This is a genomic window from Xanthomonas sp. NCPPB 4037 (assembly GCF_041475695.2).
GTDB lineage: Bacteria > Pseudomonadota > Gammaproteobacteria > Xanthomonadales > Xanthomonadaceae > Xanthomonas > Xanthomonas campestris.
In genome coordinates, this window is the sequence record NZ_CM191261.1 from 1,970,337 (window position 1) to 1,995,846 (window position 25,510).

At 67.0% G+C, this 25,510-nt stretch carries 27 protein-coding genes; 14 read left to right on the forward strand and 13 right to left on the reverse strand.

Features of this window, described 5'->3' with window-relative positions; translation table 11 throughout:
- Positions 1 to 36: 36 nt before the first annotated feature.
- From ACCQ01_RS08875 to ACCQ01_RS08930, 12 genes are all read right to left on the reverse strand, one after another.
- On the reverse strand, positions 37 to 579 hold the full coding sequence (locus tag ACCQ01_RS08875; RefSeq protein ID WP_228432518.1) for a DsbE family thiol:disulfide interchange protein: 543 nt from the start codon (positions 577 to 579) through the stop codon (positions 37 to 39).
- Positions 576 to 2,573 (reverse strand): heme lyase CcmF/NrfE family subunit, encoded by a 1,998-nt coding sequence (locus ACCQ01_RS08880; RefSeq protein ID WP_228432516.1) that lies wholly within the window; start codon positions 2,571 to 2,573, stop codon positions 576 to 578. The genes ACCQ01_RS08875 and ACCQ01_RS08880 overlap by 4 nt, the downstream gene beginning before the upstream one ends.
- Positions 2,574 to 2,639: 66 nt before the next feature.
- Positions 2,640 to 3,110: a cytochrome c maturation protein CcmE gene (ccmE, locus tag ACCQ01_RS08885; RefSeq protein WP_228432514.1), complete on the reverse strand. Its 471-nt coding sequence runs from the start codon at positions 3,108 to 3,110 to the stop codon at positions 2,640 to 2,642.
- Entirely contained in the window at positions 3,107 to 3,310 is a 204-nt protein-coding gene (gene ccmD, locus ACCQ01_RS08890) for a heme exporter protein CcmD (protein WP_116890809.1), read from the reverse strand. The genes ccmE and ccmD overlap by 4 nt, the downstream gene beginning before the upstream one ends.
- Positions 3,307 to 4,065: a heme ABC transporter permease CcmC gene (gene ccmC, locus ACCQ01_RS08895; protein ID WP_228432512.1), complete on the reverse strand. Its 759-nt coding sequence runs from the start codon at positions 4,063 to 4,065 to the stop codon at positions 3,307 to 3,309. Before ccmC ends, ccmD begins: the two co-directional genes overlap by 4 nt.
- Positions 4,066 to 4,073: 8 nt before the next feature.
- A complete protein-coding gene (locus ACCQ01_RS08900; protein WP_228432510.1) occupies positions 4,074 to 5,369 on the reverse strand; it encodes a S8 family peptidase in 1,296 nt (431 codons plus the stop codon).
- Positions 5,366 to 6,022, reverse strand: coding sequence for a zf-HC2 domain-containing protein (locus tag ACCQ01_RS08905; RefSeq protein ID WP_228432508.1), 657 nt, complete (start codon positions 6,020 to 6,022; stop codon positions 5,366 to 5,368). Before ACCQ01_RS08905 ends, ACCQ01_RS08900 begins: the two co-directional genes overlap by 4 nt.
- Positions 6,019 to 6,612 (reverse strand): sigma-70 family RNA polymerase sigma factor, encoded by a 594-nt coding sequence (locus tag ACCQ01_RS08910; RefSeq protein ID WP_228432506.1) that lies wholly within the window; start codon positions 6,610 to 6,612, stop codon positions 6,019 to 6,021. The genes ACCQ01_RS08905 and ACCQ01_RS08910 overlap by 4 nt, the downstream gene beginning before the upstream one ends.
- A 51-nt stretch (positions 6,613 to 6,663) precedes the next feature.
- Complete coding sequence (locus tag ACCQ01_RS08915) at positions 6,664 to 7,407, reverse strand: TorF family putative porin (protein WP_372358897.1); 744 nt, start codon at positions 7,405 to 7,407, stop codon at positions 6,664 to 6,666.
- 468 nt (positions 7,408 to 7,875) lie between these two features.
- Positions 7,876 to 8,265, reverse strand: coding sequence for a c-type cytochrome (locus tag ACCQ01_RS08920; RefSeq protein ID WP_228432504.1), 390 nt, complete (start codon positions 8,263 to 8,265; stop codon positions 7,876 to 7,878).
- A gap of 22 nt (positions 8,266 to 8,287) precedes the next feature.
- Positions 8,288 to 9,634 (reverse strand): cytochrome C, encoded by a 1,347-nt coding sequence (locus tag ACCQ01_RS08925; protein ID WP_228432502.1) that lies wholly within the window; start codon positions 9,632 to 9,634, stop codon positions 8,288 to 8,290.
- Between the two features lie 71 nt (positions 9,635 to 9,705).
- Positions 9,706 to 10,326 (reverse strand): cytochrome b, encoded by a 621-nt coding sequence (locus ACCQ01_RS08930; protein WP_228432500.1) that lies wholly within the window; start codon positions 10,324 to 10,326, stop codon positions 9,706 to 9,708.
- Between the two features lie 300 nt (positions 10,327 to 10,626).
- Between ACCQ01_RS08930 and ACCQ01_RS08935 the strand changes: the two genes are divergently transcribed.
- The 14 genes from ACCQ01_RS08935 to ACCQ01_RS09000 all read left to right on the forward strand — a co-directional run bounded on the left by ACCQ01_RS08935 (position 10,627) and on the right by ACCQ01_RS09000 (position 24,251).
- Positions 10,627 to 11,064: a sugar 3,4-ketoisomerase gene (locus ACCQ01_RS08935; protein ID WP_228432498.1), complete on the forward strand. Its 438-nt coding sequence runs from the start codon at positions 10,627 to 10,629 to the stop codon at positions 11,062 to 11,064.
- Positions 11,061 to 11,732, forward strand: a complete 672-nt coding sequence (locus ACCQ01_RS08940; protein WP_228432496.1) for an acetyltransferase — start codon at positions 11,061 to 11,063, stop codon at positions 11,730 to 11,732. The genes ACCQ01_RS08935 and ACCQ01_RS08940 overlap by 4 nt, the downstream gene beginning before the upstream one ends.
- 4 nt (positions 11,733 to 11,736) lie before the next feature.
- Positions 11,737 to 12,690, forward strand: coding sequence for a glycoside hydrolase family protein (locus tag ACCQ01_RS08945; protein ID WP_119959825.1), 954 nt, complete (start codon positions 11,737 to 11,739; stop codon positions 12,688 to 12,690).
- Complete coding sequence (locus tag ACCQ01_RS08950) at positions 12,677 to 13,609, forward strand: GNAT family N-acetyltransferase (RefSeq protein WP_228432494.1); 933 nt, start codon at positions 12,677 to 12,679, stop codon at positions 13,607 to 13,609. The genes ACCQ01_RS08945 and ACCQ01_RS08950 overlap by 14 nt, the downstream gene beginning before the upstream one ends.
- Positions 13,609 to 14,721: a DegT/DnrJ/EryC1/StrS family aminotransferase gene (locus tag ACCQ01_RS08955; RefSeq protein ID WP_228432550.1), complete on the forward strand. Its 1,113-nt coding sequence runs from the start codon at positions 13,609 to 13,611 to the stop codon at positions 14,719 to 14,721. Before ACCQ01_RS08950 ends, ACCQ01_RS08955 begins: the two co-directional genes overlap by 1 nt.
- Positions 14,718 to 15,971: an O-antigen translocase gene (locus ACCQ01_RS08960; RefSeq protein WP_228432492.1), complete on the forward strand. Its 1,254-nt coding sequence runs from the start codon at positions 14,718 to 14,720 to the stop codon at positions 15,969 to 15,971. The genes ACCQ01_RS08955 and ACCQ01_RS08960 overlap by 4 nt, the downstream gene beginning before the upstream one ends.
- On the forward strand, positions 15,968 to 16,918 hold the full coding sequence (locus ACCQ01_RS08965; protein ID WP_115530194.1) for a glycosyltransferase: 951 nt from the start codon (positions 15,968 to 15,970) through the stop codon (positions 16,916 to 16,918). Before ACCQ01_RS08960 ends, ACCQ01_RS08965 begins: the two co-directional genes overlap by 4 nt.
- Positions 16,915 to 18,045: a hypothetical protein gene (locus ACCQ01_RS08970; protein ID WP_228432490.1), complete on the forward strand. Its 1,131-nt coding sequence runs from the start codon at positions 16,915 to 16,917 to the stop codon at positions 18,043 to 18,045. Before ACCQ01_RS08965 ends, ACCQ01_RS08970 begins: the two co-directional genes overlap by 4 nt.
- Before the next feature lie 37 nt (positions 18,046 to 18,082).
- Positions 18,083 to 18,937: a Wzz/FepE/Etk N-terminal domain-containing protein gene (locus ACCQ01_RS08975; RefSeq protein WP_228432488.1), complete on the forward strand. Its 855-nt coding sequence runs from the start codon at positions 18,083 to 18,085 to the stop codon at positions 18,935 to 18,937.
- 165 nt (positions 18,938 to 19,102) lie between these two features.
- A complete protein-coding gene (locus ACCQ01_RS08980; RefSeq protein ID WP_228432486.1) occupies positions 19,103 to 19,948 on the forward strand; it encodes a class I SAM-dependent methyltransferase in 846 nt (281 codons plus the stop codon).
- Between the two features lie 12 nt (positions 19,949 to 19,960).
- Entirely contained in the window at positions 19,961 to 21,175 is a 1,215-nt protein-coding gene (locus tag ACCQ01_RS08985; protein WP_228432484.1) for an amidohydrolase family protein, read from the forward strand.
- Between the two features lie 20 nt (positions 21,176 to 21,195).
- On the forward strand, positions 21,196 to 21,894 hold the full coding sequence (locus ACCQ01_RS08990) for a class I SAM-dependent methyltransferase (protein ID WP_228432482.1): 699 nt from the start codon (positions 21,196 to 21,198) through the stop codon (positions 21,892 to 21,894).
- Between the two features lie 123 nt (positions 21,895 to 22,017).
- A complete protein-coding gene (locus ACCQ01_RS08995) occupies positions 22,018 to 23,142 on the forward strand; it encodes a glycosyltransferase family 4 protein (RefSeq protein WP_228432480.1) in 1,125 nt (374 codons plus the stop codon).
- Entirely contained in the window at positions 23,139 to 24,251 is a 1,113-nt protein-coding gene (locus ACCQ01_RS09000; protein ID WP_228432478.1) for a glycosyltransferase family 4 protein, read from the forward strand. Before ACCQ01_RS08995 ends, ACCQ01_RS09000 begins: the two co-directional genes overlap by 4 nt.
- Positions 24,252 to 24,268: 17 nt before the next feature.
- Here the strand turns inward: ACCQ01_RS09000 and ACCQ01_RS09005 are convergent, their stop codons facing one another.
- Entirely contained in the window at positions 24,269 to 25,483 is a 1,215-nt protein-coding gene (locus tag ACCQ01_RS09005; RefSeq protein WP_228432476.1) for a nucleotidyltransferase family protein, read from the reverse strand.
- Positions 25,484 to 25,510: the final 27 nt, after the last annotated feature.

The window sequence follows — 25,510 nt, forward strand, 5'->3', positions numbered from 1 at the left end:
GCGCCAGCAGCAGGCGCGCGATGCGGTGCCGCAGGCTCACAGCGCGCCTTGGGACAAGCCCGCAATCGCCGGCATCAACTCGTTGCGGATGACCTCTGGCGTCAGCACGCCGATGTGCTTGTAGCGGATCATTCCGTGCGCATCGATCAGGAAACTTTCCGGCGCGCCATACACGCCGAAATCGATCGCGGTCTGGCCGGGCGCATCGGCAATCACCATGCCATAGGGATTGCCATGCTGCGCGAGCCAGGCGTTGGCATCGGCCGGCGCGTCCTTGTAGTTGTAGCCGATCAACGCCACGCCGAGCGTGCGGCCTTGCGCCATCAGCACCGGATGCTCCTGCGCGCAGGCGGCGCACCAGCTGCCGAAGACATTCAGCACGTAGGGCTTGCCCAGCAATTGATCGCGGGTGACCTGCTGCTGCGGTTGATCCAGCAGCGGCAGCGAGAACGCCGGCGCCGGCTTGCCGATCAGTGGCGAGGGCACATCGCGCGGGTTGTGCTGCATCGTCCAGTAGATGCCGAAGCCGAACAGCGCGGCCAGCGCCAGAAAGCCCAACAGGGGCAGGAGGCGGTTCACAGGTGCGACTCTCCGGCAACGGCGAGGGGAGTGGGGGCGATGGGAGCAGGCGACGACACCGCGGCAACCGCAGGCGCCGGTGCGCGGAAGCGCCGTGCGCAGGCGCTGACGAATCCGCCCAGCATCATCAACAGCCCGCCGGCCCAGATCCAGCGGATCAACGGCTTGTAGTACAGCCGCAGCGTCCAGTCGTTTTCGATGTGCTGGTCGTCCAGCGGCTCGCCCAGCGCCACGTAGAGGTCGCGGGTGGCGCCGGCGTCGATCGCCGATTCGGTCTGGATGCGCTCACTGCTGTACAGGCGTTTTTGCGGATGTAAAGTAGCCACCGGCGCGCCATCACGGCTGACCTGCACGCTGCCTTGTTCGGCTTTCCAGTTGGGCCCATCCACCAGCTGCACGCCATCGAAGCGGAAGCTGTAGCCGGCGATCTCCGCGCTCTGGCCGGGCGCCAGCCGCACGTCGCGTTCCACCGACAGGCTGTCCGACACCAGCACGCCGGCCACGAACACCGCCACACCGGCGTGCGCCAGCAACATGCCGGCCATCTCTGCAGGAAAGCGCCGGCCGCGCGGCATCTCGCGCCAGCGCTTGTGCATGAACAACGCGGTGCCGGCAGCCACCCAGGCGGCCGCACCGATGCCGGCAATGGCCTTCGCCTGGCCCTCGGCAAACACGCTGGCGACCAGCGCGCAGGCGATGGCGGCAATGCCCGCACGCGCGCCCAGCGACAGCAGCGGTGCCATCTCGGCCTTGCCCCAGCGCAGGTACGGGCCGAATGGCATTAACAGCACCACCGGCGCCATCAGCAACGGAAACAGCAGGCCGAAATAGGGCGGGCCCACCGACACCTTGCCCAGCCCAAACGCATCGGCCACCAGCGGGAACAAGGTGCCCAGCAACACCATCGCCGCGGCCACGGTGAGCAGCAGGTTGCCGACCAGGATCGCGGTCTCGCGCGAGGCCGCTGCGAACGGTTTGCCGGTGGCAATCTTGGGCGCGCGCAGCGCATACAGCAGCAGCGAGCCGCCCACCACCGCCACCAGGAAAATCAGGATGTACAGCCCGCGTCGTGGGTCGGCGGCAAACGCATGCACCGAGGTGAGCACGCCCGAGCGCACCAGGAAGGTGCCCAGCAACGACAACGAAAATGCCAGGATCGACAGCAGGATGGTCCAGGCACGCAGGCTGCCGCGTTTTTCGGTCACTGCCTGGGTGTGGATCAGCGCGGTGCCGACCAGCCACGGCATGAAACTGGCGTTTTCCACCGGGTCCCAGAACCACCAGCCGCCCCAGCCCAGTTCCGCATACGCCCACCAGCTGCCGGCCACGATGCCGGCGGTGAGGCAGGCCCAGGCGACGTTGGTCCATGGCCGCGCCCAGCGCACCCAGGCCTGTTCGAGTTCGCCGCCCAGCAGTGCCGCCACCGCGAACGCGAACGCCACCGAGAAGCCGACATAACCGGTGTAGAGCACCGGTGGGTGGAAGGTCATGCCCGGGTCCTGCAGCACGGGATTGAGTTCCCTGCCGTCGAGCGGAATCGGCGACAGCCGCCCGAACGGATTGGAGGTCAGCAGGATGAAGGCCAGAAAGCCCACCGATACCAGCCCCAGCACCGCCAGCACGCGTGCGGCGAAGTGCTGCGGCAGGTGCCGGCTGCAGGCGGCCAGCAGCACCGTCCAGGTGGACAGGATCGCGATCCACAGCAGCAGCGAACCTTCGTGCGCGCCCCACACCGCGGCGATGCGGTAATACCAGGGCAGCGCGATGTTGGCGTTGTCGGCGACATAGCGCACCGAAAAATCCAGCGACAGCAGCGACCAGGCCAGCAGGCCGAAGGCCAGCCACACGAACACCGCCTGGCCGGCAGCGGCAGGCCGCGCAACCGCCATCAGCGCGGTGTTGCCGCGCCAGGCACCGATCAGCGGCAACACGCCCTGCGCCAGCGACAACAGCAACGCCAAAATCAGCGCGATCTGGCCAAGTTCAGGCGTCATGGGCGTGGCGCTGCGGGCAACGGGAGAGAGTCATCTGGATCCGGAGTGATGGAGCGGTGGCGCGGGTCAGCGCACACCGCTCAGCGGGGCCGCGGCCGCTGGGATCGGCTTGCCGACGTGGCCTTCGGCCATCGCGTCCTTGAGTTCCTTCGGTATGTAGGTTTCGTCGTGCTTGGCCAGCACTTCGTTGGCGACAAAGCGCCCCGCCTGCATGCGGCCGTTGGCGATCACCGACTGGTTGTCGCGGAACAGGTCCGGCAGGATGCCGGTGTACTCCACCTGCGTGGCGGCGTGCTTGTCGATCACGGTGAAGGTGACGGTGAGGCTGTCGGTGGCGCGCTGGATCGAGCCGGCCTTGACCATGCCGCCAAGGCGGAACTGCTGGTAGCCGGCCGCCGCGCCTGCATCCACCTGGCTGGGCGTGAACAGGTAGCTCATGTTCCGTTGCAGGGCGAGCACGATCAGTGTCACCGCCAGCGCTGCAGCCGCCAGCACGCCGATCACCAGCCACAGGCGTTGTTTGCGGGTGGCGTTCATGCGTCGCGCTCCAGCACCGGCACCGGCTGGTCGCGCGGCCGGCGCGGTGCCTGCCGCTGCAGCTGTCCGCGCAGTTGCGCGGGCAAGCGTCGCCGGCGCAGCCATGGGGCGATCAGGTCGGCCAGCAGCACCAGCACGAACAAGGCATACGCGGTCCACACGTAGGCGCCGTAGCCGCCCATCGCGAGAAAGGCGCTCATGCGGTGCGCTCGGTCAAGACGATGCGGCGTGCCCAGTCCTTGCCGCTTTCCAGCGCAAGCAGGTCCACCCGCACGCGGCCGAACAGGCTGGCCACGTAATACAGCTTGGTCGCCACCAGCATCAGCAGCAGCGGCCACAGCATGTCCGCGCCCATCTTGGAGGGGCCGAGCAGGCGCACCGTGGAGCCCTGATGCAGCGTGTTCCACCACACCACCGAGTAATGCACGATCGGCAGGTTGACCAGGCCGACCAGCGCCAGCAGCCCGGCCGCGCGCATCGCCTGGCGGCGATCTTCCACCGCGTGGTACAGGCCCAGCACGCCGAGGTACAGAAACAGCAGCAACAGTTCGGAGGTGAGCCGGGCATCCCAGGTCCACCAGGTGCCCCACATCGGCTTGCCCCACAGCGAGCCGGTGCACAGGGTGATCAAGGTGAAGGCGGCGCCGGTCGGTGCCGAGGCCATGGTGACCACTTCGGCCAGCTTGATCCGCCAGATCAGCGCAATGAACGCCGACACGCCCATGGCCGCGTAGATGAAAAGGCTCATCCAGGCGCTGGGCACGTGGATGAAGATGATGCGGTAGGCGTCGTGCTGCTGATAATCCGGCGGCGCCAGCACCAGTCCGCCGTAGGCGGCCACCGCCGCCAGCAGCAGTGCCAGGCCCAGCGCCCACGGGCGCACCACACCGGCGAACCGGTAGAAGGTGGGCGGCGAGCTGAGCTTGTGCAGCCACAGGGGAATCCACTTGGCCATGCGCGTCGTCAGTTGGAGTGTTTGGAAAGCGCCAGCGCGTCGACCGCGGCGCCGGCGTTGACCTGCAACTGGCCATCGGAGACCTTGCTGGTGCGCTGCATGAGCGCACGCAAGGCGTTGGCGTCCATCGATGGCGACAGCGACAACAGCAACGCGGCCATGCCGCTGACATGCGCGGTGGCCATCGACGAGCCGGAGGTGAAGTCGTAGCGGCCGTTCGGCTGCGTGGTCAGGATGTCCTTGCCCGGTGCGCTGAGCACGCCGGGAAGGGCCGCCGTGGCGCTGCTGCTGCGCACTACCAGCACGCCCGGTACATCGTTCGGAAAGCCGTCCAGGCGCCCGTTCGGCGGCATGGCCGCGACCACGATGCGGCCCTGGTCGACCAGGTGGGTGAGCATCTTGCGCAGCAACGGGTCGGCCGGGCCGCCCAGGCTCAGGTTGACCACGCGTGCGGAGCTGTTGTTGATCGCCGCCAACGCCTTGGCCAGGGTAAAGGTGTTGCAGCGTGCGGTGGCGCCAACCGTGGGCGCGTACCAGCACGCCTTGTAGACGCTCAGCATGGCCTTGGGCGCCATGCCGACGATGCCTTGATGGTTGTTGCTGCCGGCGGCGATGATCCCGGCCACCTCGGTGCCGTGCGAATCGGTGCTGGTGGTGACCGGGGTGTCGTCCACCAGGTCGTGCACCTCGCGGATGCGTGACTTCAGATCCGGGTGGCTGGTGTCCACGCCGGTGTCGACCACGGCCACCGTCACGCCGCGGCCCTGGGTGATGGCCTGCGCACTTGCCGCGTCGGTGGCGATGAAGCCGCGTTGCAGGTCCACGTACGGGTCGTTGTAGCCGGTCAGGGCGCCGGTCTTTTCCGAGGCATCGGTGGAAAGCACTGAAAATTCCTGCACCGGTTGCACCAGCTCCACGCCGTCGTCGTCGGACAGCGCCTTGGTCAATTCGTCGCGCGAGACACCGGCCGGCGGCTGCAGCACGGCGCAATACAGGCCCAGCGAGGTGATCGGCCAGCCGGAGACTTCGCGCAGCTTGTAACGCTGCTTGATGGCTTCCATGCGCACCGCTGCCTTCTGGCCGGCGCCGTAGTAGCTGGACGCATAGCCGATCAGGCTGGAGCCGGCACGTGCCGGCGGTGCGCTGAGCGGATTGGCCACCGCCAGCAGGATGTCGCGGCTGCTGTCGGGCGTATGCGCATCGGCGGGCGCAGGAACGGTACCGGCGTCCTGCGCCTGCACGTTGCCGTGCAGGCCCGGTCCGGTCAGTGCGAGCAGCAGGCCGATGGCGAGGAAACGGCTCATGGGGCGGAGATGACCTCGGCCAGCCGGATGCCCGGATTGGCGCGCAGTTGCTGCACGGTCCGCTGCGGCTGAGCCGGCGGCTGCGGCGCGGCAGGCACCACGGTGTAGGCACCCATGTCGTTGGGCCCGCCGATCACCTGCAGCTGCTGTGCATGCAGCAGGCGGTCCCAGTCGGCCACGGTCATGCTGGCGTTTGGCACCACGCGGATGGCGCCTTGCGGCACCGGCAGCGCGGTGGCGCTGCTGAGCGTGCGGTAGTCGTGCGACGGCGACGGCGCCGGCGAAGCCAGCTTGATGCCCATGACACCCAGGCCGATGGCCTGGACCAACGCGGCAGCGGCCAGTGCACGGACGGTCCAGCTACCGGAGCGACGTGCAGCCGGCGCCGGTGCGGCGCGGACCTCGGGCGCGTCCAGGCGGCCAAGCAGGCGTTGCAGGCCGGCGTTGGCGTCCAGCGTGACCGCACACGGCAGCGCCAGCGCCTGGCGCAGGCGGGTTTGCTGGGCGAACTCGGCGCTGCACGAGGCGCATTTGGCAACGTGGGCGATCAGCCAGGCGTTTTCTTCTTCGGTGGCGCTGTCCAGTAGCACCGCCGGCATCAGTTCCCAGGCGTGCGAGCATTCCTTGCCAGGCGCGATGAAAAACGTCTTCATTGCAGGGTCTCCGTGTAAGGGGTGTTGCCGGCCAGGCCGGGCAGCACATTGCGTAATTTGACCCGCGCATGAAACAGCCGGGCTTTGATCGTGCCCACCGGGCACTGCATGATTTCGGCGACTTCTTCCAGCTTGTGGCCGACGCCGTAGACCAGTTCGATGACCAGGCGCTGATCCGGCGACAGCCGTTCCATGCCCTTGTCCAGCCAGTCGCGCAGTTCGCGGTCGTCGTTGTCGTCGGCACTGGGGGCGTGGTCTTCCACCACTGCGGTGTCGTCGATCGCTTCGCCGTCGTGCTGGCGCAGGCATTTGAGCCCGCAGCGGTAGGCGATGCCCATGATCCAGGTCGACACCTGCGAGTCGCCGCGGAAGTCGCCGGCCTTTTGCCAGGCGATCCAGAAGCAGTCGTTGATGGCTTCTTCGATGATGTCCGGGCGGCGCGTCAGGCGCGACAGGAACCGGCACAGGCGGCCGTGGTAGCTGTGGTACATGCTCGCCAGGGCGTCGCGATCGCCCGATGCCATGCGGCGTAGCAGCATGCGGTCGGTGGCATCGCCAAGGGTATCGGAGTCATTCATCAAAGCAGACATGGGGTTAGACACCTCTAGGTGCCCGCAGGCGGAGAAAAGGTTGCGTTTGGATCAGAAACTGCGGGAAACCATGCCGACCCACCGCAATTCGCCGGGGCCGCCCTGCGCCCGGGGGGTATTGCTGCTGGTCAGTACCCGGTCCAGCTTCACGCTCCATGCCGCGCGGCTCCACTTCAGGCCCAGTTGCCCATACCGATAGCGGCCGGAACTCTCAGCGCCGTAGGTCATCGCCGGAAAATCCGAGATGCCGGCGCCGGCCGACAGGCTGAAATCCCCGGTCAGCGGCACGTTGGCGGTGACGTCGACCACCGTGTTCCAGGGCGAGCGTTGCGCACGTGGGAAATTGAACCTGGAGAGCGAGAAGGTGAGCGTGTCGCGATAGGACCAGGCCAGGCTGGCTTCCTGGCGGTCGAAGGTGCGCGACTGGCGGTCGGCCGGATAGGCGTAATACAGCAGGCTGGCCTGCATCTGCCAGCGATCGCCCAGCATCCAGCCCCGCGCGCCCTGCAACGTGAGCGCCACCGGCTTGCTGAAGGAGGGCGATTGCAGCGCCGCGGATGCCGACACCGACCAGCCGGGCGCGGGCAGCCAATAGCCGGCCGCCTGCAAGGTGGCGCGATTGGGTGCGATGGAGATGCCGCGGTCGATCAAGGTGGACGCCACCGCCACTGCGCCGCCGACGTTGTCTGCCAATGCGCTCCCGCTGGTGCCTGTGACCAGCGCGAGCAGTAATGCGCGACGTATCGCCAGGCGGCGCTGCAGGACCCGCCGACAGTGTCGGCAGCGTCGGGACAGGCAGGGCGACCCCGGCAAGCGGGGCGGGCGCGGCTGTCCTGCCGAGCCGCCCGCAGGCCATGGCTGCCCGTCGCAGACGCCATGGCGTCGCGGTCGGGAAGGGGGCTGCTGGGCGGACGAAGCGTTCAACAAGGGCGGGGCGTGGACCGTGGCGGTGCGCGATAGTGACCCATTACGCTGGGCGAGACCGCCCCATGTGTGGCGGTTCCGTCCGTATACGCGAAGGGTTCGTGTCAGGCAACGCGGGACCGTGCACCTGTGCAGGTGCAGCGGTGACCTAGCTGCAGGCCGCGGACACTGCGGCCGGCGGGATGTACCGGGCTTGAAGCGATCCTCACAATGGCGCGGGTTTCGTTCAGGCCGGCGCAGGCGATACCTGCGTCCGGCCCGTCCCTCCGGCCCGCAGCCGGTCCGCTCGCACCCTGCGTGCCGGCCCGGCCGGTGCCGCCAGCGCGTGCCGGCCAGTCCTCAATGCAGGGTATTGAGGTAAGCGATCAGCGCGTCCAGTTCCTTTTCGTCTTCTAGCCCTTCGTACTTCATCTTCGTATTCGGCAAGGTGGCCTTGGAATCCTTCTTGAGGAAGTCCTTGAGGCTGGCGGTATCCCAGGTGCGCTTGCCGACCTTGAGCTCGGCCGAGTAGCCGCTGAAGTCGGCTACGGTCCCGGCGGGACGGTTGACGATGCCGAACAGGGAGGGGCCTTTCTTGTTCTTGCCTTGCGTCGCGCTGTGGCACTCGGCGCATTCGCTGATGAACACGCTCTTGCCATCGGCGGCACGTGCCGAGCCGGGCAGCAGTGCGCCGGCCAGCAACAGGCCGGCCAGCTGCGTGCATAACAGTGTGGTGTGGAATGACTTCATGGGGGTCCTTACGCGTGGGGAATCAGAACGTCAGATTGACCGACATGGTGAAGCTGTCCAGATCGCGCGGGTTGGTGATCGGCGGGCCGCGGAAGACGTTGGACGTGCTGCCGTTGAACTTGTCGAACCGGAACCAGCCGGCCGACAGGCGCAGGTTGGCGATCGATGTGTAGGTGCCTTCCTTGCCGAACGGGGTCCAGTACAGAAGGATCAGGTTGCTGGTGGTGTCGGGAATGCCCACCGGCGAGTAACGCGCCGCATCGAACGAGCCGGTGTTGATCATGTGCGCGGCCAGCACGCCATAGGTCTGCTTATAGGCGTAGTTCACGCTGAAGGTCTGATCGCGCACGCTGCCACGGTCCAGCGCAGGCATGGTCGGGTCGGACGGAATCAGCGGGCTGCCGTACTTGCGGCGTTCGTAGATGTTGACGTAGGCCAGTGACGCCACGTGTTCGCGCGTGCCCAGGAACTGATAGGTCAGGTCGTAGCCGAAGTCGGTGAGGTCGTCGCTGGGCCCGTTGCGCGGACGCTGGCGGCGCGTGTTGAGCGCGGTCAGGCCGACCGAGAAGAACTGCCGCTTCATGTCCTTCATATAGGCAAGACGCGCATAGCTGGTGTCGCTGAGCTTGCCCGGGTCGCCGTTGATCGGCCAGCCGAGGCGATCCTGCGCAGACGGCGACAACGCGCTGTAGCTGCCCACTTCGCCGTACCAGTTGCGGTCGTACAGCCCGTACACGCTGGCACCGATGACGCGGTTGGATAGCGACGAGGAGCTGAGCATGGTGGACGCGCCGCCGTTGGAGGCCGGCGTCAGCGTGGAGGCATTGGGCAACACATGGATCGGGTCGGAGATGCCCGGGTTGTTGTTGACGCTGACGCCGATCATGGTGTCCTTGCCGGCCATCTGGAACGGCTTGCTGACAAAGCGCAGATCCACATCGTCCAGGCGGGTGTCGAAGGTGGCGTTGCCGCTGTTGTTGGAACGGATCTTGGAATAGCCGCCGATGTTGTCGTTGATCCGGCCGGCCAGATACAGGTCGGCCTGGGTCAGCCGCGCGGTGCTGTCGCCGCGGCTGGGATTGCTGCGCGCCCAGGTGAGCTGGCCGGATACCGGAATCTTGGTGCCCTCGCCATTGGTATCGGTAAAGCCGCCCAGCTTGAAGCGCATGCCGTAGGGCGTGAGCGAGGGACCGTAGGAGCCGATATGGCAGTCCGCGCACGAAGAGCCGGTCTGGCGGGCGAACGAGGGAATCGCCTGTGCCTGCGTACTGGCCAGCAGCAGCAACGGGCCGGACACGCATAACAAGGACGTCAGGGAGGCGGTGCGCGATGCGTTGGCACGGCGCGAAGCAGGCTGGGATATAGGCATGGAAAGTCCTTGTTCGACGGTGCGGGGTTCAACGGAGAAAGAGCGGACCAGGGCGAGGGAGGTGCGAGGACTCATGCGCGCTTGCCCGGCAGCACGCGGTACAGCAGGCCATCGCGCAGCACCAGGTGATGCCACAGCGCGGCGCCGATATGCAGCAGCACCAGGGCCAGCAGCGCCCAGGCGGCATTCAAGTGCCACACGCCCAGGGTGTCGCCCAGATCCGGATCCGCCTCGATGAGGTTCGGCAGCGCCAGACCGAACAGGTAGACCGTCTTGCCGAACGCGTTGCTCAGCGACCAGCCGATCAACGGCAACGCAAGCATCAGCCCGTACATCGCCAGATGGGTGCCGCCTGCAGCCAGGCGAGTGATCAAAGGTGCGGGCGGGCCAGGTGGCAGCTTGCGCAGCCGTAGCCGCAGGCCGACACGCAGTACGAACAGCAGCAACACCATCAGGCCGAAATGGCGATGGCCTTCGAGCAGCCATTGGCGCAATGCGCGCCCATCGAGCTCGGCGCGCAGCAGAATCAGGCTGGCCGCCATCACCAGGCACAGCACGGTGAGCCAGTGCAGCACGCGCATCGGTTTGGGCAAGGGCGTGACCCGTGCGGCGGGCGCTGCGGGCATGGAGGGGGGCAGCGTTGTGGCGCTGCCGGTGGCTGCCGTGTCGGGCGCCTGGGGAGATGGATGCATCTGGGTGGTGTCCTCACCGGTGGTGGTCGTTGGTTCCGGCAGTGCGTGCTGCGCTGCCAGGCCTGGCTCCCCACGCCGGCCGGAACTGCGGCCAGGTGAACGTGCACCGATATGTGCGGCGCTACCGCTGAAAGGTTGCATGGCCACAACGAATTTTTATCGTGCCGGAGCGCGCTCGGCGTGCGATTGCGCTTGCGCGCACGCCACTTCGCAGCGCCGTGACCTGGCGCAACCTTTCGCGCATCCCGGCGCACTCAGGCATGTCGCACTACGTGCAGTCAGCGGTTACGCCCCGGAATCATGGCCTTCGAACCCATCCAGTTGCATACCCACGGCGACGATCGCGGCCTGCTCATTTCGTTGGAGCAGGAGCGCAACGTGCCATTCGAGATACGCCGCGTGTATTACCTGTTCGGTACCCGCAGCGGCGTGCACCGTGGTCAGCATGCGCACCGCCGGCTCAATCAGCTTGCGGTGGCCCTGCATGGCTCGGTGACGATCCTGCTGGACGAAGGCAAGGGCGATGGTCCGACCGAAGTGACCTTGAACGATCCCTCGCAAGGCCTGCTGCTGGGCCGCATGGTCTGGCGCGACCTGCACCAATTCAGCCCCGACTGCGTGCTGATGGTGCTGGCCGACCAGTTCTACGACCCAGGCGATTACATCCTCGATTACGACCAGTTCCTGGGCGAAGTGCGTGGGGACCGTCGCCTGGATGCATGCAGGCTGGAGGCATGAGCTTACGCAAACCTTTGGTGATCGTCGGGGCGGGCGAGTTTGCGCAGATCGCTTGCGAATACTTTCAGCACGATAGCGACTACGACGTGGTCGCCTTCAGTGTGGAGCGCGATTTCCTGCTGCGGCCCACCCTGGCCGAACTGCCGGTGGTGGCCTACGAGGAGCTCGAGCAACGCTATCCGCCCGCGCAGTACGCGGTATTCGTCGCGATTCCGGCGACGCAATTGAACCGCTTGCGCATGCGCTTCTACGAAGACGTAGTGCGCCGCGGCTACCGCTGCGCCACGTATGTCAGCTCGCGTGCGTTCGTCTGGCGCAATGCCCGGATCGGCGCCAACAGTTTCATCTTCGAAGGCAATGTCATCCAGCCGTTCACGCGCATTGGCGACAACTGCATCCTGTGGAGCGGCAACCACATCGGTCACCGCACCGTGGTGCATGACCACGTGTTTCTTGCATCGCATGTGGTGGTGTCCGGCTATTGCGAGATCGGGGCGCGCAGTTTCCTCGGCGTCAATGCCACGCTCAGCGACAAGGTGCGCATTGCCGAGGACAACGTCATCGGCGCCGGTGCCTTGGTGACCCGGCATACCGAAGCGCAACGCGTCTATGTCGGTGCGCCCGCGCGCGCGGTGGCCGGTAAGTCCAGTCTCGACGTGGTGCTCTGAGCCGATGTTCGCCTGGGAAAAACGGGGCCTGGTGTTCGACGTCGCGCGCGATGGCGTGGGCGGCTGGATGCAACATGCGGCGCTGACACCCACGCCGTACCGGCGTTCGGCAGAGGTGTTGCGCGTGTACGCGGGATTTCGCGATGCGCAGGGCGTCAGCCGCATCGGTTATGTCGATGTGCGCGCGGACGCACCCACGCAGGTCGTCGGTGTCAGTGCGCAGCCGGTGCTGGATATCGGCCGCGACGGCTGTTTCGACGACAACGGCATCATTCTGGGCGATGTGGTGGACGGGCCCGATGGCCTGTACATGTTCTACGTCGGCTTTCAGCAGGTGGCCAAGGCAAAGTTTCTCGCCTTCACCGGGTTGGCCGTGTCCACCGATGGTGGCGACAGCTTCCAGCGTCGCCAGGAGACGCCATTGCTGGATCGCGCGCCAGGGCGCAGCACGATTGCCGCGGTGCATTCGGCGCGCTTCGAAGATGGCGTCTGGCGGCTCTGGTATGCGGTGGGCGACGCGTGGGAAGTCATTGGCGGTACGCCCTTTCCGCGCTACCACATCCGCTATGCGCAGACCGAGGATCTGCAGCAGATTCCACGCGATGACGTGGTGTGCCTGGCGCCCGTCGGCGACGAATACCGCATCGGGCGCCCGCGCGTGTATCGCCTGGGCGAGCGCTATCTGATGTATTTCACCCGTGGCGACATCCATGGTGGCTATGTGCCTGGTTTTGCCTACAGCCATGACGGTGTGCATTGGGCGCGGGACGACAGCCAGTTGGGTCTGGCCTTGTCGCAGGACGGATGGGATGCGCACACGCTGTGCTACCCGGCACTGATCCAGCAGGACGATCGCGTGTTGATGTTTTACAACGGCAACGCGATGGGGCGCGATGGCTTCGGTCTGGCCGAGGCCCCCTTGCCGACGCAGCTGCAGGGGCGCCATGTTTTCGGTTAGGCCATACCACGCTGATGATGCGCAGGCTTGGGATGACTTGGTGGCCAGCTCGCGCAACGGCAACCTGCTGCATCGGCGCGGCTACATGGACTATCACGCCGAGCGCTTTACCGACGCGTCGCTGCTCATCGAGCGCGAGGGAGCAATCGTGGCGGTGTTGCCGGCCAACCAGGAGGGCGCGCGGGTGAGCAGTCATGCCGGGCTGACCTACGCCGGTTTGCTCTCGTCCAGTGCGCTGCGTGCGACCGGCACGCTGGAGGTATTCGGCCTGATTGGCGCGCACTACCGGGCGCAGGGCGTGCAGGAGGTGTTGTACAAGCCGGTGCCGCATCTGTTTCATGCCTTTCCGGCCGAAGAAGACCTGTATGCGTTGCATCGCCTGGGCGCGCAGCTGTGCCGGCGCGACCTGTCCTCGGCGATTGCGCTGCGCGAGCCATTTGCCTTCAGTGCCGAACGTCGCCGCGCCATTGCCAAGGCGCGCAGGGCCGGCATCCAAATCCACACCAGTACGGATCTGGTTGCCTTCCATGCCTTGCTGAGCGAGGTGTTGCACCGCCATGACGCCACGCCAACCCATCGGCTGGACGAGCTGCAACTGCTACAGGGGCGCTTTCCGAAAGAGATCTTGCTGCACGAAGCGCGCCTGGAAGGCGAATTGCTGGCCGCCGCGCTGGTATTCGATTTCGGCCGCACCGTCCACACCCAGTATCTGGCCGCCTCCGAGCGCGGACGCCAGCTGGATGCCTTGAGTCTGCTGTTGGGCGAGCTGATCGGCACGGTGTACGCGCAGCGGCAAGCTTTCAGTTTTGGTATTTCGACCGAGCAGGGCGGGCAGGTGCTCAACGACGGGCTGGTCACCCAGAAGGAACGTTTCGGCGCGCGCGCCGTGGTGCAGGATTTCTATTTGTGGACGCTGTGATGGATGTGCCGTTTCTGGATTTGCGTGCCGTCAACGCGCGCTACGCGGATGAACTCAAGGCCGCCGCTGCGCGGGTGATCGATTCGGGCTGGTATGTGCTTGGCCAGGAGCTGGCGGCGTTCGAAGAGGAGTTCGCCAGCTACTGCGGCGTGCAGCAGGCGGTGGGGGTGGGGAACGGGCTGGACGCGTTGTCGCTGATCCTGCGCGCTTACCGCGAATTGGGCGTGTTGCGCGAGGGCGATGAGGTGATCGTGCCGGCCAATACGTTCATTGCGACGTTCCTGGCCATCAGCCACAACCATCTGGTGCTGGTGCCGGTGGAGCCGGATCCGCAGACCTTCAACGTAGACCCGTGCAAGGTGGAGCGCGCCATCGGGCCGCGCACGCGCGCCATTCTGGCCGTGCATCTGTACGGACAGCTTGCCGACATGCCGGCACTGCAGACGTTGGCGCACCGCTATGGCTTGCTGCTCATCGAAGATGCCGCGCAAGCGCACGGCGCAAGCCGCGACGGTGTGCGTGCCGGCGCGTTTGGCGATGCGGCGGCGTTCAGTTTTTTTCCTACCAAGAACCTCGGTGCGCTGGGCGACGGAGGTGCGGTGGTGACCTCCGACCCGCGCCTGGCCGAGCGCGTGCGCGCGCTGCGCAACTATGGCTCGGAGGTGAAATACCAGCATCTGTTCCAGGGGGTCAATTCGCGCCTGGATGAGCTGCAGGCCGCATTTTTGCGCGTCAAACTGGGCTATCTGGATGAGGAGATCGGACAGCGCCGCGCAGTGGCCCAGCGTTACCTGCGCGAGATCGATCACCCCTGGATCACGTTGCCCCCGGTGGCGCATGCCGAGCAGCACGTCTGGCATCTGTTCGTGGTGCGTAGCCCGCGCCGCGATGCCTTGCAAAGCCATCTGCAGCACCTCGGCATCCAGACCCAGATCCATTACCCGGTGCCGCCACACCTGCAGCCGGCCTATGCAACGCTGGGCGATACCTGCCTGCCGATCAGCGAGCAGCTGCATCGCGAAGTGCTGAGCCTGCCGATGAGCCCGGCGCTGGACGATGCGGCCGTCAGCCGCGTCATCACCGCCTGCCAAGTGTTCGGTAGCGCACCGTGAATCTGCTGCGCAGCAGCGCTTACACCGGCGTTGCAACGCTGGCCAAGCTGCTGGCGGCGCTGGTGGTGATCAAGTTGGTGGCGGTGTTTGCCGGCCCGCAGGGAGTTGGCCGGCTGGGGCAGTTCCTGGCCCTGATGTCCGTGCTGGCGGTGCTGGCCGGTGGTGGCATCAGCGCCGGGATCGTCAAGTACGTGGCGCAGTACCGCAGCGACGCACTCGCACTGCAACGGTTATTGAGCGCCGCGCTCGGCTACGCCTGTGGTGCGGCGTGCGTGATGGCGGTGCTGGCGCTGGTCTTCAGCGACGTGCTTGCCGAACGGTTGTTGGGCAATGCGCAGGCGCGTTGGCTGATCTGTGTGCTGGCGGTGGCGCAGATCGGCATCGCGCTGGTCAATTACATCCTGGCGATCATCAACGGCTTCATGGACGTGCGCCGGCTGGCCATCGTGCAGGTTAGCGGGGCGGTGCTAAGCGTTTGCCTGGTCGCCTGGCTGGGCAGCGGGTGGCAGTTGCAAGGCGCCTTGCTGGCGTTGGTGCTGGGCCAGGTGCTGTGGTTGATCGCCGCGGTGCCGGCATTGCTGCGCAGCCCGTATTTTCAGCGCGAGATGCTGCGCATGCGGCTGGATGCGCAGATGACCCGCCAGCTTGCGGCGTTTTCGGTGATGACTCTCACCGCCACGCTGGCGCCGCAGCTGGTGGGCATGCTGGTGCGCGATCATCTGGCGCTGCAATTTGGCTGGCAGCAGGTGGGCTACTGGCAGGCGGTGAGCCGGGTCTCCGATGCCTACTTGCTGTTCTTTACCACCGCGATCAACGTCTATTACCTGCCCAAGCTGGCCTCGCTGCAGGACCGCCAGGCACTGCGCCGCGAGCTGCGTAGCGCCTATCGTTACGTGATGCCCGCGGTGGTGGCCATGGCGGCGGGCGTCTACCTGTTGCGTGACTGGGTGACCTGGCTGTTGTTCGACGCCCGCTTCGCCGCGGCCGCTCCGCTGTATGGCCCGCAGCTGCTCGGCGATGTGATCAAGATCGCCGCGTTCGTGCTCTCCTACGTGATGCTGGCCAAGGCGATGACGCGGCTGTTCGTGGTGTCCGAATGCGTGTTTGCCGCCAGCTATCTGGGGCTGGTGTACCTGTTCACTGCGCAGTTCGGCCTGATCGGCGCCATGTATGCGTTCGTCGTCAACTACGTGCTGTATCTGCTGTTCAACATCGTGGTGGTGCGCCGCTATCTGAGGGCGACGGCATGAGCGTGCTGGAACGCCCGAGCGGACGTGCGCGCTGGCCGCTGGTGTCGGTGCTGATTCCCGCGTTCAACCATGCGCGTTTCGTGCAGCGCTGCCTGGACAGCGTGCTGGAGGACCCGTACCCGTCCAAGGAGATCGTCATCATCGATGATGGCTCCAGTGATGACACCGGCGAGCGGATCGCCGCATGGATCGCGCTGCACGGCTATCGCGTGCCGGTGCAGTTCGTGCAGCGCAGCAACCGCGGCGTGGCGGCCACGCTCAACGAACTGGCATTGCGCGCGCGCGGGGAGTATCTGCGGCTGGGCGCCAGCGACGATTATCTGCTGCCAGGTGGTCTGGATGCGCAAGTGCGCTATCTGCGCGCGCATCCGCAAAAACTGGCGGTGATCGGCGATGCGCGGGTGGTGGACCAGCATGGGCAGCTGCTGCATGCCAGCGCCATGCGCGACCTGCATGGGGTGGATACCGCCCTCTATGGGTCGGACGCCGGCCTGCGCCGCGCGGTGATCCGGCATTGGGCGGTGAGTGGCGCGGTGGCGCTGCTGCGACGCAGTGCCTTCGATGCGCGCACCGGCTGGGATGAATCGCTGCGGATCGAAGACTGGGATTTTTTCCTGCGCCTGGCAGCACGCGATGCATTGGGATTCGTCGACCTGCCGGTGTGTGCCTACCGCTTGCACGGCAGCAATCTCAGCAAGACTGCCGATGTGCGTGCGCGTATTGCCAACCTGAGCGAGTCACGTGAGGTGGCGCTGCGCTGCGTGGAGCTGTTCGACGCGCCCGAACAAGGCTTGCTACGCGCCCAGGCCCACTATATTGCCGCGAAGGTCGCCTTCCTGCGGCGGCAGCCGATCAGAACGCTGGGCCACCTGTTGCGTTATGCGTGGTTGTCGCTGCCTGCGCAGATGCGCAGTGGCCGCCTGCGCCCACAGCGGGGTGTTGCATGAGGCTGTTGCGCCGCCCGGCCACGTATCTGGCCCTGCCGCTGTTGCTCAGCTGTGCGCTGACGCTACTGACCTACACATTGCCGGACGGGTATCTGGACGGGATCGCACTGTTGGTGGTCGCCGCCTTGGTCGTCCTGGTGCTGGATGGCGTGCTGGGCACCCGCTTGCCAAGCGTGCAGCAGTTCCGCGTGCAGCGGTATGCCGGCACGCGCGAGTCGTTCCTGGTGATGGCGCTGGCCGCCGGGGTGGCGGTGTTCTGCCTGCTGGACGTGGCGTTGTTTCCGATTCCGCTGTTCAGTGATCCGTCTTCGTATGCCACCTTGAGTCCGCTGCGCTCACATGTGCGGCACATCTCCAACATGTGCTGGATCCTGCCGCCGGTTGCGCTGCTGTGCGTGCGCCACCGCGGGTTGCGCACCGCGATGGTGCTGGTGGGATTCGTATTTCCGATCGTGGTGATTGACCGCAACCGCATCTTTGCCGGGCTGTTCTCGTTCGTGGTGGTGCTGTTGCTGCGCCGCGACCCCGCGCGGCAGCTGCCCTGGAAGCGCATTGCCTTGCTGGTGATGGCAGGTGGCGCGGTGTTCTCGGTGCTCGGCGCGCTGCGTTCGGGTTCGCTGGCCACCGTGGCGCTGCCCTTCAGCGCGTTCTACCGCGCCATGCCGCAAGGCGTGCAATGGCTGCTGCTGTACATCAGCGCGGGCCCGTACAACTTCGGCGCGATCCTGGCCAAGGGCTACGTCAATGCCAGTTTTCTGATCAACCAGCTGGTGCCGCTGAGCGGTTCCATCGCCACCGCCGGCACCAGCATTCCGCTGGATGCGCCCAACATCAACGTGGGCACCGAGTTTTTCCCGTTCCTGATGGCCTGGGGCGCACCCGGCGCGGTGATCGCACTGCTGGCGCTGTATGCCGCCTTGCTGTGGAGCGTGCGCCGCCTCAACGCGTCGCTGTCGATCTTCCACGTGTTGATTTTTTTGCGGATCGCCTACGCCTGCCTGATGTCGCCGTTCGCCCCGCAGGCATTCACCTGGACCAACTTCGCCTTCATCGGCCTGTGCCTGGGCTTGCACGCCTGCACGCTGTTGTTGCCGAACCGCCGCGCCCTGCCGGTTGCCTCCGCGTAGCCACCCCCATTTGTTTTCGATTGCCGAGCCAAGCCTGATGAAAGATGAAGACGAGATCTACCTGATCGACCTGTGGCGCATCCTGCTGCGCGAGTGGCGCTGGGCGCTCGCCGCGCTGCTGGTGGTGCTGGCAATCACGTTCGCCTTTACCCGCGTGGCCAAGCCGCAGTGGGAGGCCACGGCCTGGATCCAGGTTGGCGAGATTGGGCCGACCCCGGCCGGCCGCGATCCCAAGGTGGAGCCGTTCCAGCGGGTGATCGACCGGATGAAGACGCGGCTGTTCCAGGACGCGGTGCTGACACAGGCCGGCGTGCCACTGAAGAGCCGTGCCGCGCAGCTGTATCGCGGCAGTCTCAAACCCGATCCGGACCCGTACGCCAACCTGATCGGCATCACCATCCGTGCCGAATCCGCAACACAGGCGCGCACGCTCGCAATGGCCACCGTGGCGCAGCTGCAGGCATTGCATGGCCAGACCAACACCGCGGCGTTGGCGCTCGCGAAGACGCGCCTGCGCGGCCTGGACGAAGACCTGCGCGTGGCGACGGCCAGCCGCGCGCAGCTGCGGCAGCAGCTGGGCAGCCCGCAAGCCAATGGCCAGGCCACGCCTGCGCAGGTGCTGGCCGGCGTCCTGCTCACCGACAGCAACACCACCATCCGCGCCTTGAAGACCGAGCGTGACGATCTGGTCGCACGGCTCACCGAGCGCTACACCTACCAGACCTCGCTGGCGTGGCCGCTGTATGTACCGGACCACCAGGCGTTTCCTAACGCGATCATGGCCTGGGCTGCCGGCATTCTCGGTGGCGGTGCGCTTGGCGTACTGGCCGCGGTGTTGCGAAATGCCGTGCGCCGCCGTGCGCGTGGCCAGGAACCGCACGCGACGGTGTGAGCGCTGCCCCGCGCACGCGTTCCGCCCAGATCGTCCGCACCCACGCAGTGCCGCAACCAAAGTGGCGGCAGCCGGCACTCACGGTTCAATCAAGCGATGCCGCGAGTGCGGCGCCGCGTCTGGAGAGTATCGTGACAACAGCAGGACCGGTGGGAGAGCGCGCGCATGTCGGCAACCAATGAGCCACTGGCGCGGCGTGGCCGCGGTGTGGACGCGTCGCAGTTGCTGGAAACCCAGCGTGCCTTCGACAGCGTGGCCGCCGACTACGATGGGCCGCGCGGCAACAACGCGCTGATCCAGCGCATGCGCACCACGCTATGGGACACCGTGGCGACCGAACTGCCGGTCGGTTCGCGGCTGGTGGACCTGGGTTGCGGCACCGGGCTGGATGCAGGCGAGTTCGCCAGCCGTGGTTACAGCGTGCTGGCCACCGACTGGTCGCCGGCAATGGTGGCGCGCACCCGTGAGCGTGCTGCCCGACAGGGCCTTGAGGAGCGCCTCACTGCCGCGCATGTCGGCATCCAGCAGCTGGAGCGGCTGCAAGGCGAGTTCGATGGCATGTATTCCAACTTCGGCCCGCTCAACTGCGCGCCGGACCTGCCGGCCGTCGCTGCCGAGTGCGCACGCCTGCTACGCCCGGATGGCTGCCTGGTGTTTTCGGTGATCGGGCGGATCTGCCCGTGGGAAGTCGGCCACTACGCATTGCGCGGCCGCTTCAAGCGCGCGGCGGTGCGTGCGGCGCAGGGTGCGACCGCGGTGGGCATGAACGGCCACACCATCTGGACCTGGTATCACCTGCCGCGCGAGTTCTACCGCGCCTTCAGCCAGCACTTCGTGCTCGATCGTTACCAGGCACTGAGCCTGTTCCTGCCGCCGCCGTATTTGGTGGATTTCTATGAGCGCCATCCGCGCCTGTCCGCGCGCCTGGGGCAGTTGGACGATCGCATGGGCGGCTGGCCGTTGCTGCGCGACATGGGCGATCACTTCCTGATCGTGATGCGCAAGCGCTGAGTGGAGACCGCGATGGCCATGGCCGATGTGTGCCTGCACGGCGCGCGCGCGATCACCCTGGCCGGGCCATCGCGTGCGCCGGTGACCCTGCGTGCCGGCCACTTCGGTGGCACGCTGGGCACCGGCACGCTGCGGCTGGATCTGCAGGGGCATGTGCTGGCGCCGGGCCTGATCAACGCGCATGAGCATCTGCAGATCAACGCCGTGCCGCCGCTGCCGCAGAGCACGCCATTCGCCAACAGCTATGCGTGGATCGACGCCTTTCAGGCGCATTTCCAGCGTCGCGACGTGGCCGCTGCGCTGCAGGTGCCCAAGGACGTACGCCTGCGCCAGGGCGGGCTGAAGAATCTGCTCGCCGGGGTTACCTGCGTGGCCCAGCACGATCCCTGGCACGCCGCACTGGATGCGGCGGATTTCCCGGTGGCAGTCCTGCGTGCATTTGGCTGGAGCTATGCGTTGGGCGGGCCAGCTTATGGTCCTCCGGTGCAGGAGAGTTTCGCCGCGACCCCGGCAGAGCAGCCCTGGATGATCCATCTGGCCGAAGGCACCGACGCGGTTGCACGCGCGGAGCTGGACGCCTTGGACCGTCTCGGTTGCCTGGCCGGCAACAGCGTGTTGATCCATGGCGTGGGACTGGGCGAGCAAGATATCGACCGCATCATCGCCTGCGGTGCGGCCGTGGTGTGGTGCCCGTCGAGCAATCTGGCGCTGCTCGGCCAGACCCTGGACCCCTGGCGCCTGTGCATGGTCGGGCGGCTGGCGCTTGGCAGCGACGCGCGCGTCAGCGGCGGGCGCGACCTGCTCGACGATCTGCGCCTGGCCACCGACAGCGGGTTGGCCCCGGACCTGCTGCTGGGCCTGGCCACGCATCAAGCCGCGCGCATCCTGCGCCTGCCCGCGCGCGGCAGCCTGGCACCGGGCGCGGTGGCCGACCTGGTGATCGTGCGCGACCGCGGCGGTGAGCCTGCGGCGAGTGTGGTGGGTTGCAGCCGCAGCCAGCTGCGCGCGGTGATCCGCGATGGCAAACCGCGGATTGCCGACCCCGATTTCGCCCAGTGGTTCGACGCAGCCGGCATCGCAACCGTGCCGGTGTTGCTGGATGGTTGCCCCAAATTGCTGGACGCCGCGTTGGCCGATCCACAGGTGCTGGCACTTGAACCCGGCGTGCAGCTGCTGTCGCCGCACACGCATGCCGCAACGCGCGTGGTACTTGGAGCCGCGCAATGAGCAGTGCAATGAGCAGTGCAATGAGCAGCGTGCCCACCCTGGAGCCGGCCGCGGCGTATGCGTTGTGGGCGCAGGCGTATCCGCCACACGCGCATAACCCGGTGATGCTCGCCGAGCAGCGCGCCATGCTGGCGCTGTTGCCCACCGACCTGCGCAGCCAGCATGTGCTCGATGCCGGATGTGGTAGCGGGCGCTACATGCTGCAGGCGCTGCAACGCGGCGCTGCGCAGGTCACTGGCGTAGACCTCTCGCCGGAAATGCTGCAACGCGCTGCGCACGAACTGGCGCAACGCTGGCCCACCACGTGCTTCTCCCTGCAGCAGGGCAGCCTGGAACAGTTGCCGGTGGCCGATGCCATGGCCGACATCACCGTGTGCGGCCTGGTGGTCGGGCATCTGCCACGGCTGTGGACGGCGCTGGAGCAACTGCGGCGCGTTACCCGCATCGGTGGCAGCGTGCTGTGCAGCGACGTGCATCCGATCGGCCATGCGCTGGGCTGGCGACGCGACTTCAAGGCCGATGGCCAGCACTACGCCATCCGCCATACCCAACATCTCTACAGCCATTGGCATTCGGCATGCGCGGCGCTGGATCTGGCGATCGAGGCGGTGGCCGAGCCGATGCTCGATCCTGCCGACATCCCGCCTGGCGCGCGCTTCGACATCGCCGCGCTGCAAGTGCCGGTGGCGCTGGTGCTACGCCTGCGACGGCTCGCGTGAGCGGCATGGTGAGCGATGTGCAGGCGGCAGTTTGGCGCCGCGCCGTGCAACGGGTCGCGCAGAACGCGGGCAGTCGCGCCCACATCGCGCGCGCCGCACGTCCCCTGCACTCCGGGGACTGACGTGCACGTGGCCCATCTCAATCTGCTGCCCGCGCCAAGCGGCTGGGACGCTGCGCAGGTATTCGCGCAGTGGCCATCGCTGGCCGACATTGCCGAAGCAGTCGCCAGCACCGGCACCCAGGTGACGGTAGTGCAGGTGGCTGCGCACACCGAGCAGCTGACGCGGCAGGGCGTGGCGTATCACTTTCTCGACCCTGGCAAGCGCGGCAGCGCCGTACGTGCGCGGCGGCTGGCTGATCTGTTGCAGCAGCTCGACGTTGCGGTGATCCATGTGCACGGGCTGGAATTTGCCGGCGATGCACGGCGCCTCGCACGGTTGTTGCCGCAGGTGCCGATCCTGCTGCAGGACCATGCCAATCGGCCGCCGCGCTGGTGGCGCAGGCCGGTGTGGCGCGCGCGCTACGCAGCGGCGGCCGGCATCGCGTTCACCTCGCTGGCGCTGGCGCAGCCCTTCGTCCGTGCCAGGCTGTTTGGACCGCGCACGCAGCTGTTTGCGATCCCCGAATCGAGTAGCCGCTTCACGCCGGGCGACCGCATCCAGGCGCGCGCGGTCACCGGCCTGGCCGGCGACCCATGCGTGTTGTGGGTTGGCCATTTGAGCGAGGGCAAGGACCCGCTGTGCGTGCTGGATGCCGTGGCTATGGCGGCAGCGCGTCTGCCTGGCCTGCGGCTGTGGTGCGCCTTCCATGAGACGCCGCTGCTGGAGGAAGTGCGCCAGCGCATCCACGACGACCCACGGCTTGCATCACGCGTGCACTTGCTGGGCAAGGTCACGCATGCGCAGATTCAGCAGCTGCAACGGGCGGCGGATGTGTTCGTCTCTGCCAGCCATGCGGAGAGTTGCGGCTATGCCGCGCTGGAAGCCTATGCCTGCGGAACGCTGCCGCTGCTGAGCGACATTCCCGCCTTCCGTGCGCTCAGCGACAACGCGGCCATGGGCGCGCTGTTTCCGGTGGGCGATGCCGCGCGCCTGTCCGATCTTCTGGTGGCGCACGCACGCCAGCGCCCCGGAAGGGCGCAGGTGCGTGCGTCTTTCGATGCGCGGTTGTCGTTTGCCGCAGTGGGCCGGCAATGGCGCGACGCCTACACACAGGTGCTGCGCACGGCAGCGGGGCAACGGCAATGAAACTGGCGGTAGTGGTGCCCGGTGGCGTGGACCGCAGCGGCGAAGTGCGCGTGATTCCGGTGTTTCTGACCTTGATCGACTGGCTTGCACGCCACCACGAGGTGCATGTGTTCGTGCTGCACCAGGAGCCGGAGCCGGCCACCTGGATGCTGCGCGGCGCCACCGTGCACAACATCGGCCAACACCGCACCCGCCTGCGTGCAATCGCCGCGATCCGCGAGGAGCATCGGCGCGCGCCATTCGACGTGGTGCAGGCCCTGTTTTCCGGCTATTGCAGCCTGATTGCGGTGGTGGCGGCCAAGCTGCTGCGGCGGCCCAGCGTGGTGCATATCGCCGGCGGCGAGCTGGTGGCGCTGCACGGCATCGGCTACGGCGGCCGCCGGCGTTGGCGCGGGCGCCTGCGCGAGGCGGTGATCCTGCGCCTGGCAGACCGTGTCACTGCAGCCAGCCTGCCCATCATTGCTTCGTTGCATGCGCTGGGCGTGACGGCGCAGCGTGTGCCGCTGGGCGTGGACCTGCGCGCGTGGCCACCGGCGCCGCCGCGGGCACGCAGCGGCGGTGTGGCGCGGCTGCTGCACGTGGCCAGCCTCAACCCGGTCAAGGATCAGACCACCTTGCTGCGCGCCCTGGCTGCCCTCAAGCGTGCCGGTGTGGCGTTCGTGGTGGACATCGTCGGTGTCGACACGCTCGACGGCAGGATCCACGCATTGGCCGAACAGCTGGATCTCAGCGCGCAGGTGCGCTTTGTGGGCTTCAAGACGCAGCGCGAATTGCGCCCGATCATGCAGTCCGCCGATCTGCTGCTGATGTCCTCGCTGCACGAAGCCGGGCCGATGGTGTTACTGGAAGCCGCGCTGGTGGGCGTGCCCACGGTGGGTACGGCGGTCGGTCATCTGGCCGAGTGGGCGCCGAGCGCCGCACTGGCGGTACCGCCGGGCGATTGGGCCGGCCTGGCCGAAGCGATCCGCCAGGTGCTGGCCGATGACGAACTGCGCCTGCGGCTTGCCTGGGCCGCGCAATGCCGCGCCACCCGCGAAGATGCCGGGCTGACCACCCGGCTGTTCGAAACACTGTACCGCGAACTCTGCGCGGAGCGACCGTTGCGCTGATCAACTGCAGGTTGGCCTCAGGCCGGCTGCAGATACCCATCCAGCGCCGCGCGCACCACGTACAGCATGTCGGTGCGTGGCACCGGCCGGGTGAGGCGCGTCATCAGCCGCCGCGTCTGTGACTGGCGCACCCATGGCTGGTCTTGCAGCCACAGCTGCGTGCGCAGCATGTCGGCGCGCTCCTTGCGGCTCTCTGCCGACGGCGCGATGCGCTGGCGCAGGTACTGGCGTGCCTCGCCCAGCGAACGTGACCATTCGATGCCGGGCAACGCCGGCAGCCACAGGTTGGAGCAGGACGCGGTCGTCAAAGTCAGGCGCGCGGCGCGCATCCGCAACAGCGGCGTACACTGCGCACGCAGGCGTGCGAGCACCGCGGCCGGCACCACGTCGCCGTAGTAGCGCTGCAGCAACAGCAGCGGCGGCAACGCCCACCACGGCGGCGCAGCGCTGTCTTCCCACAGCACCTCCCAATCGCGCGGGCCCATGCGTGTGACCAGCAGTGCCAGATCGTGCAGGTGCATCAGGCGGATGCTGCGGTGGCAGATACCGCCGGCGGCGTGCAGCAGCAAATGGCACATCAATGCGCCGATCGACGGATAAGCGTTCAGGCCCGGCTGCGGACGCTCCGGCAGTACACGCGCGGTGATGTCCACGCACGCCACCGGCAAGCGTTCCTGGATGCGCGTGTGCAGCTCGATGCTGATCGGTGCATCGCGGTGCTCGCCCAGCCCGGCCACGGCCTCGCCGTGCACCGGCTTGAACACCTGGTGCTTCCACTGGTCGAACGAGGCCACATAGCCCAGCGCACACAGCAACTCGGCCGCACGTGGCGCGTCCTCTGCCTCTACCAATAGATCGATGTCGGCCATGGGCCGGTCGCCGGGCAGATACACGCCCAGCCGATGCAGGGCAGTGCCCTTGAGTCCAGTCACTGCAATGCCGGCACTTCTTGCGGCGGCATCGATCTGGGTCAAGAGCAGGGCGATACGGCGATGGCGATGCGCCACATGCGCACGCTGCTCATCGAGGAAGCGTGTCCATTCGGCTGTCTGCCACAGCGATTGGCGTTGCAGCAGCGGCGAAACGCCATGTGCGGCTGCTGCGGCGGCTGCCAGCTGCCATTGCAGGCGATCCCAGCGTGGCGGCGCCTCGCTGGGCTGCGCAAGCTCCCGGGCGAGCTGTTCGGTGGCCGTGCGCAGGCCATGTTTGATCGTGCGAAGCGAAGGCTGCATTCGGGGCAATCCGGAAAAGAGACAACA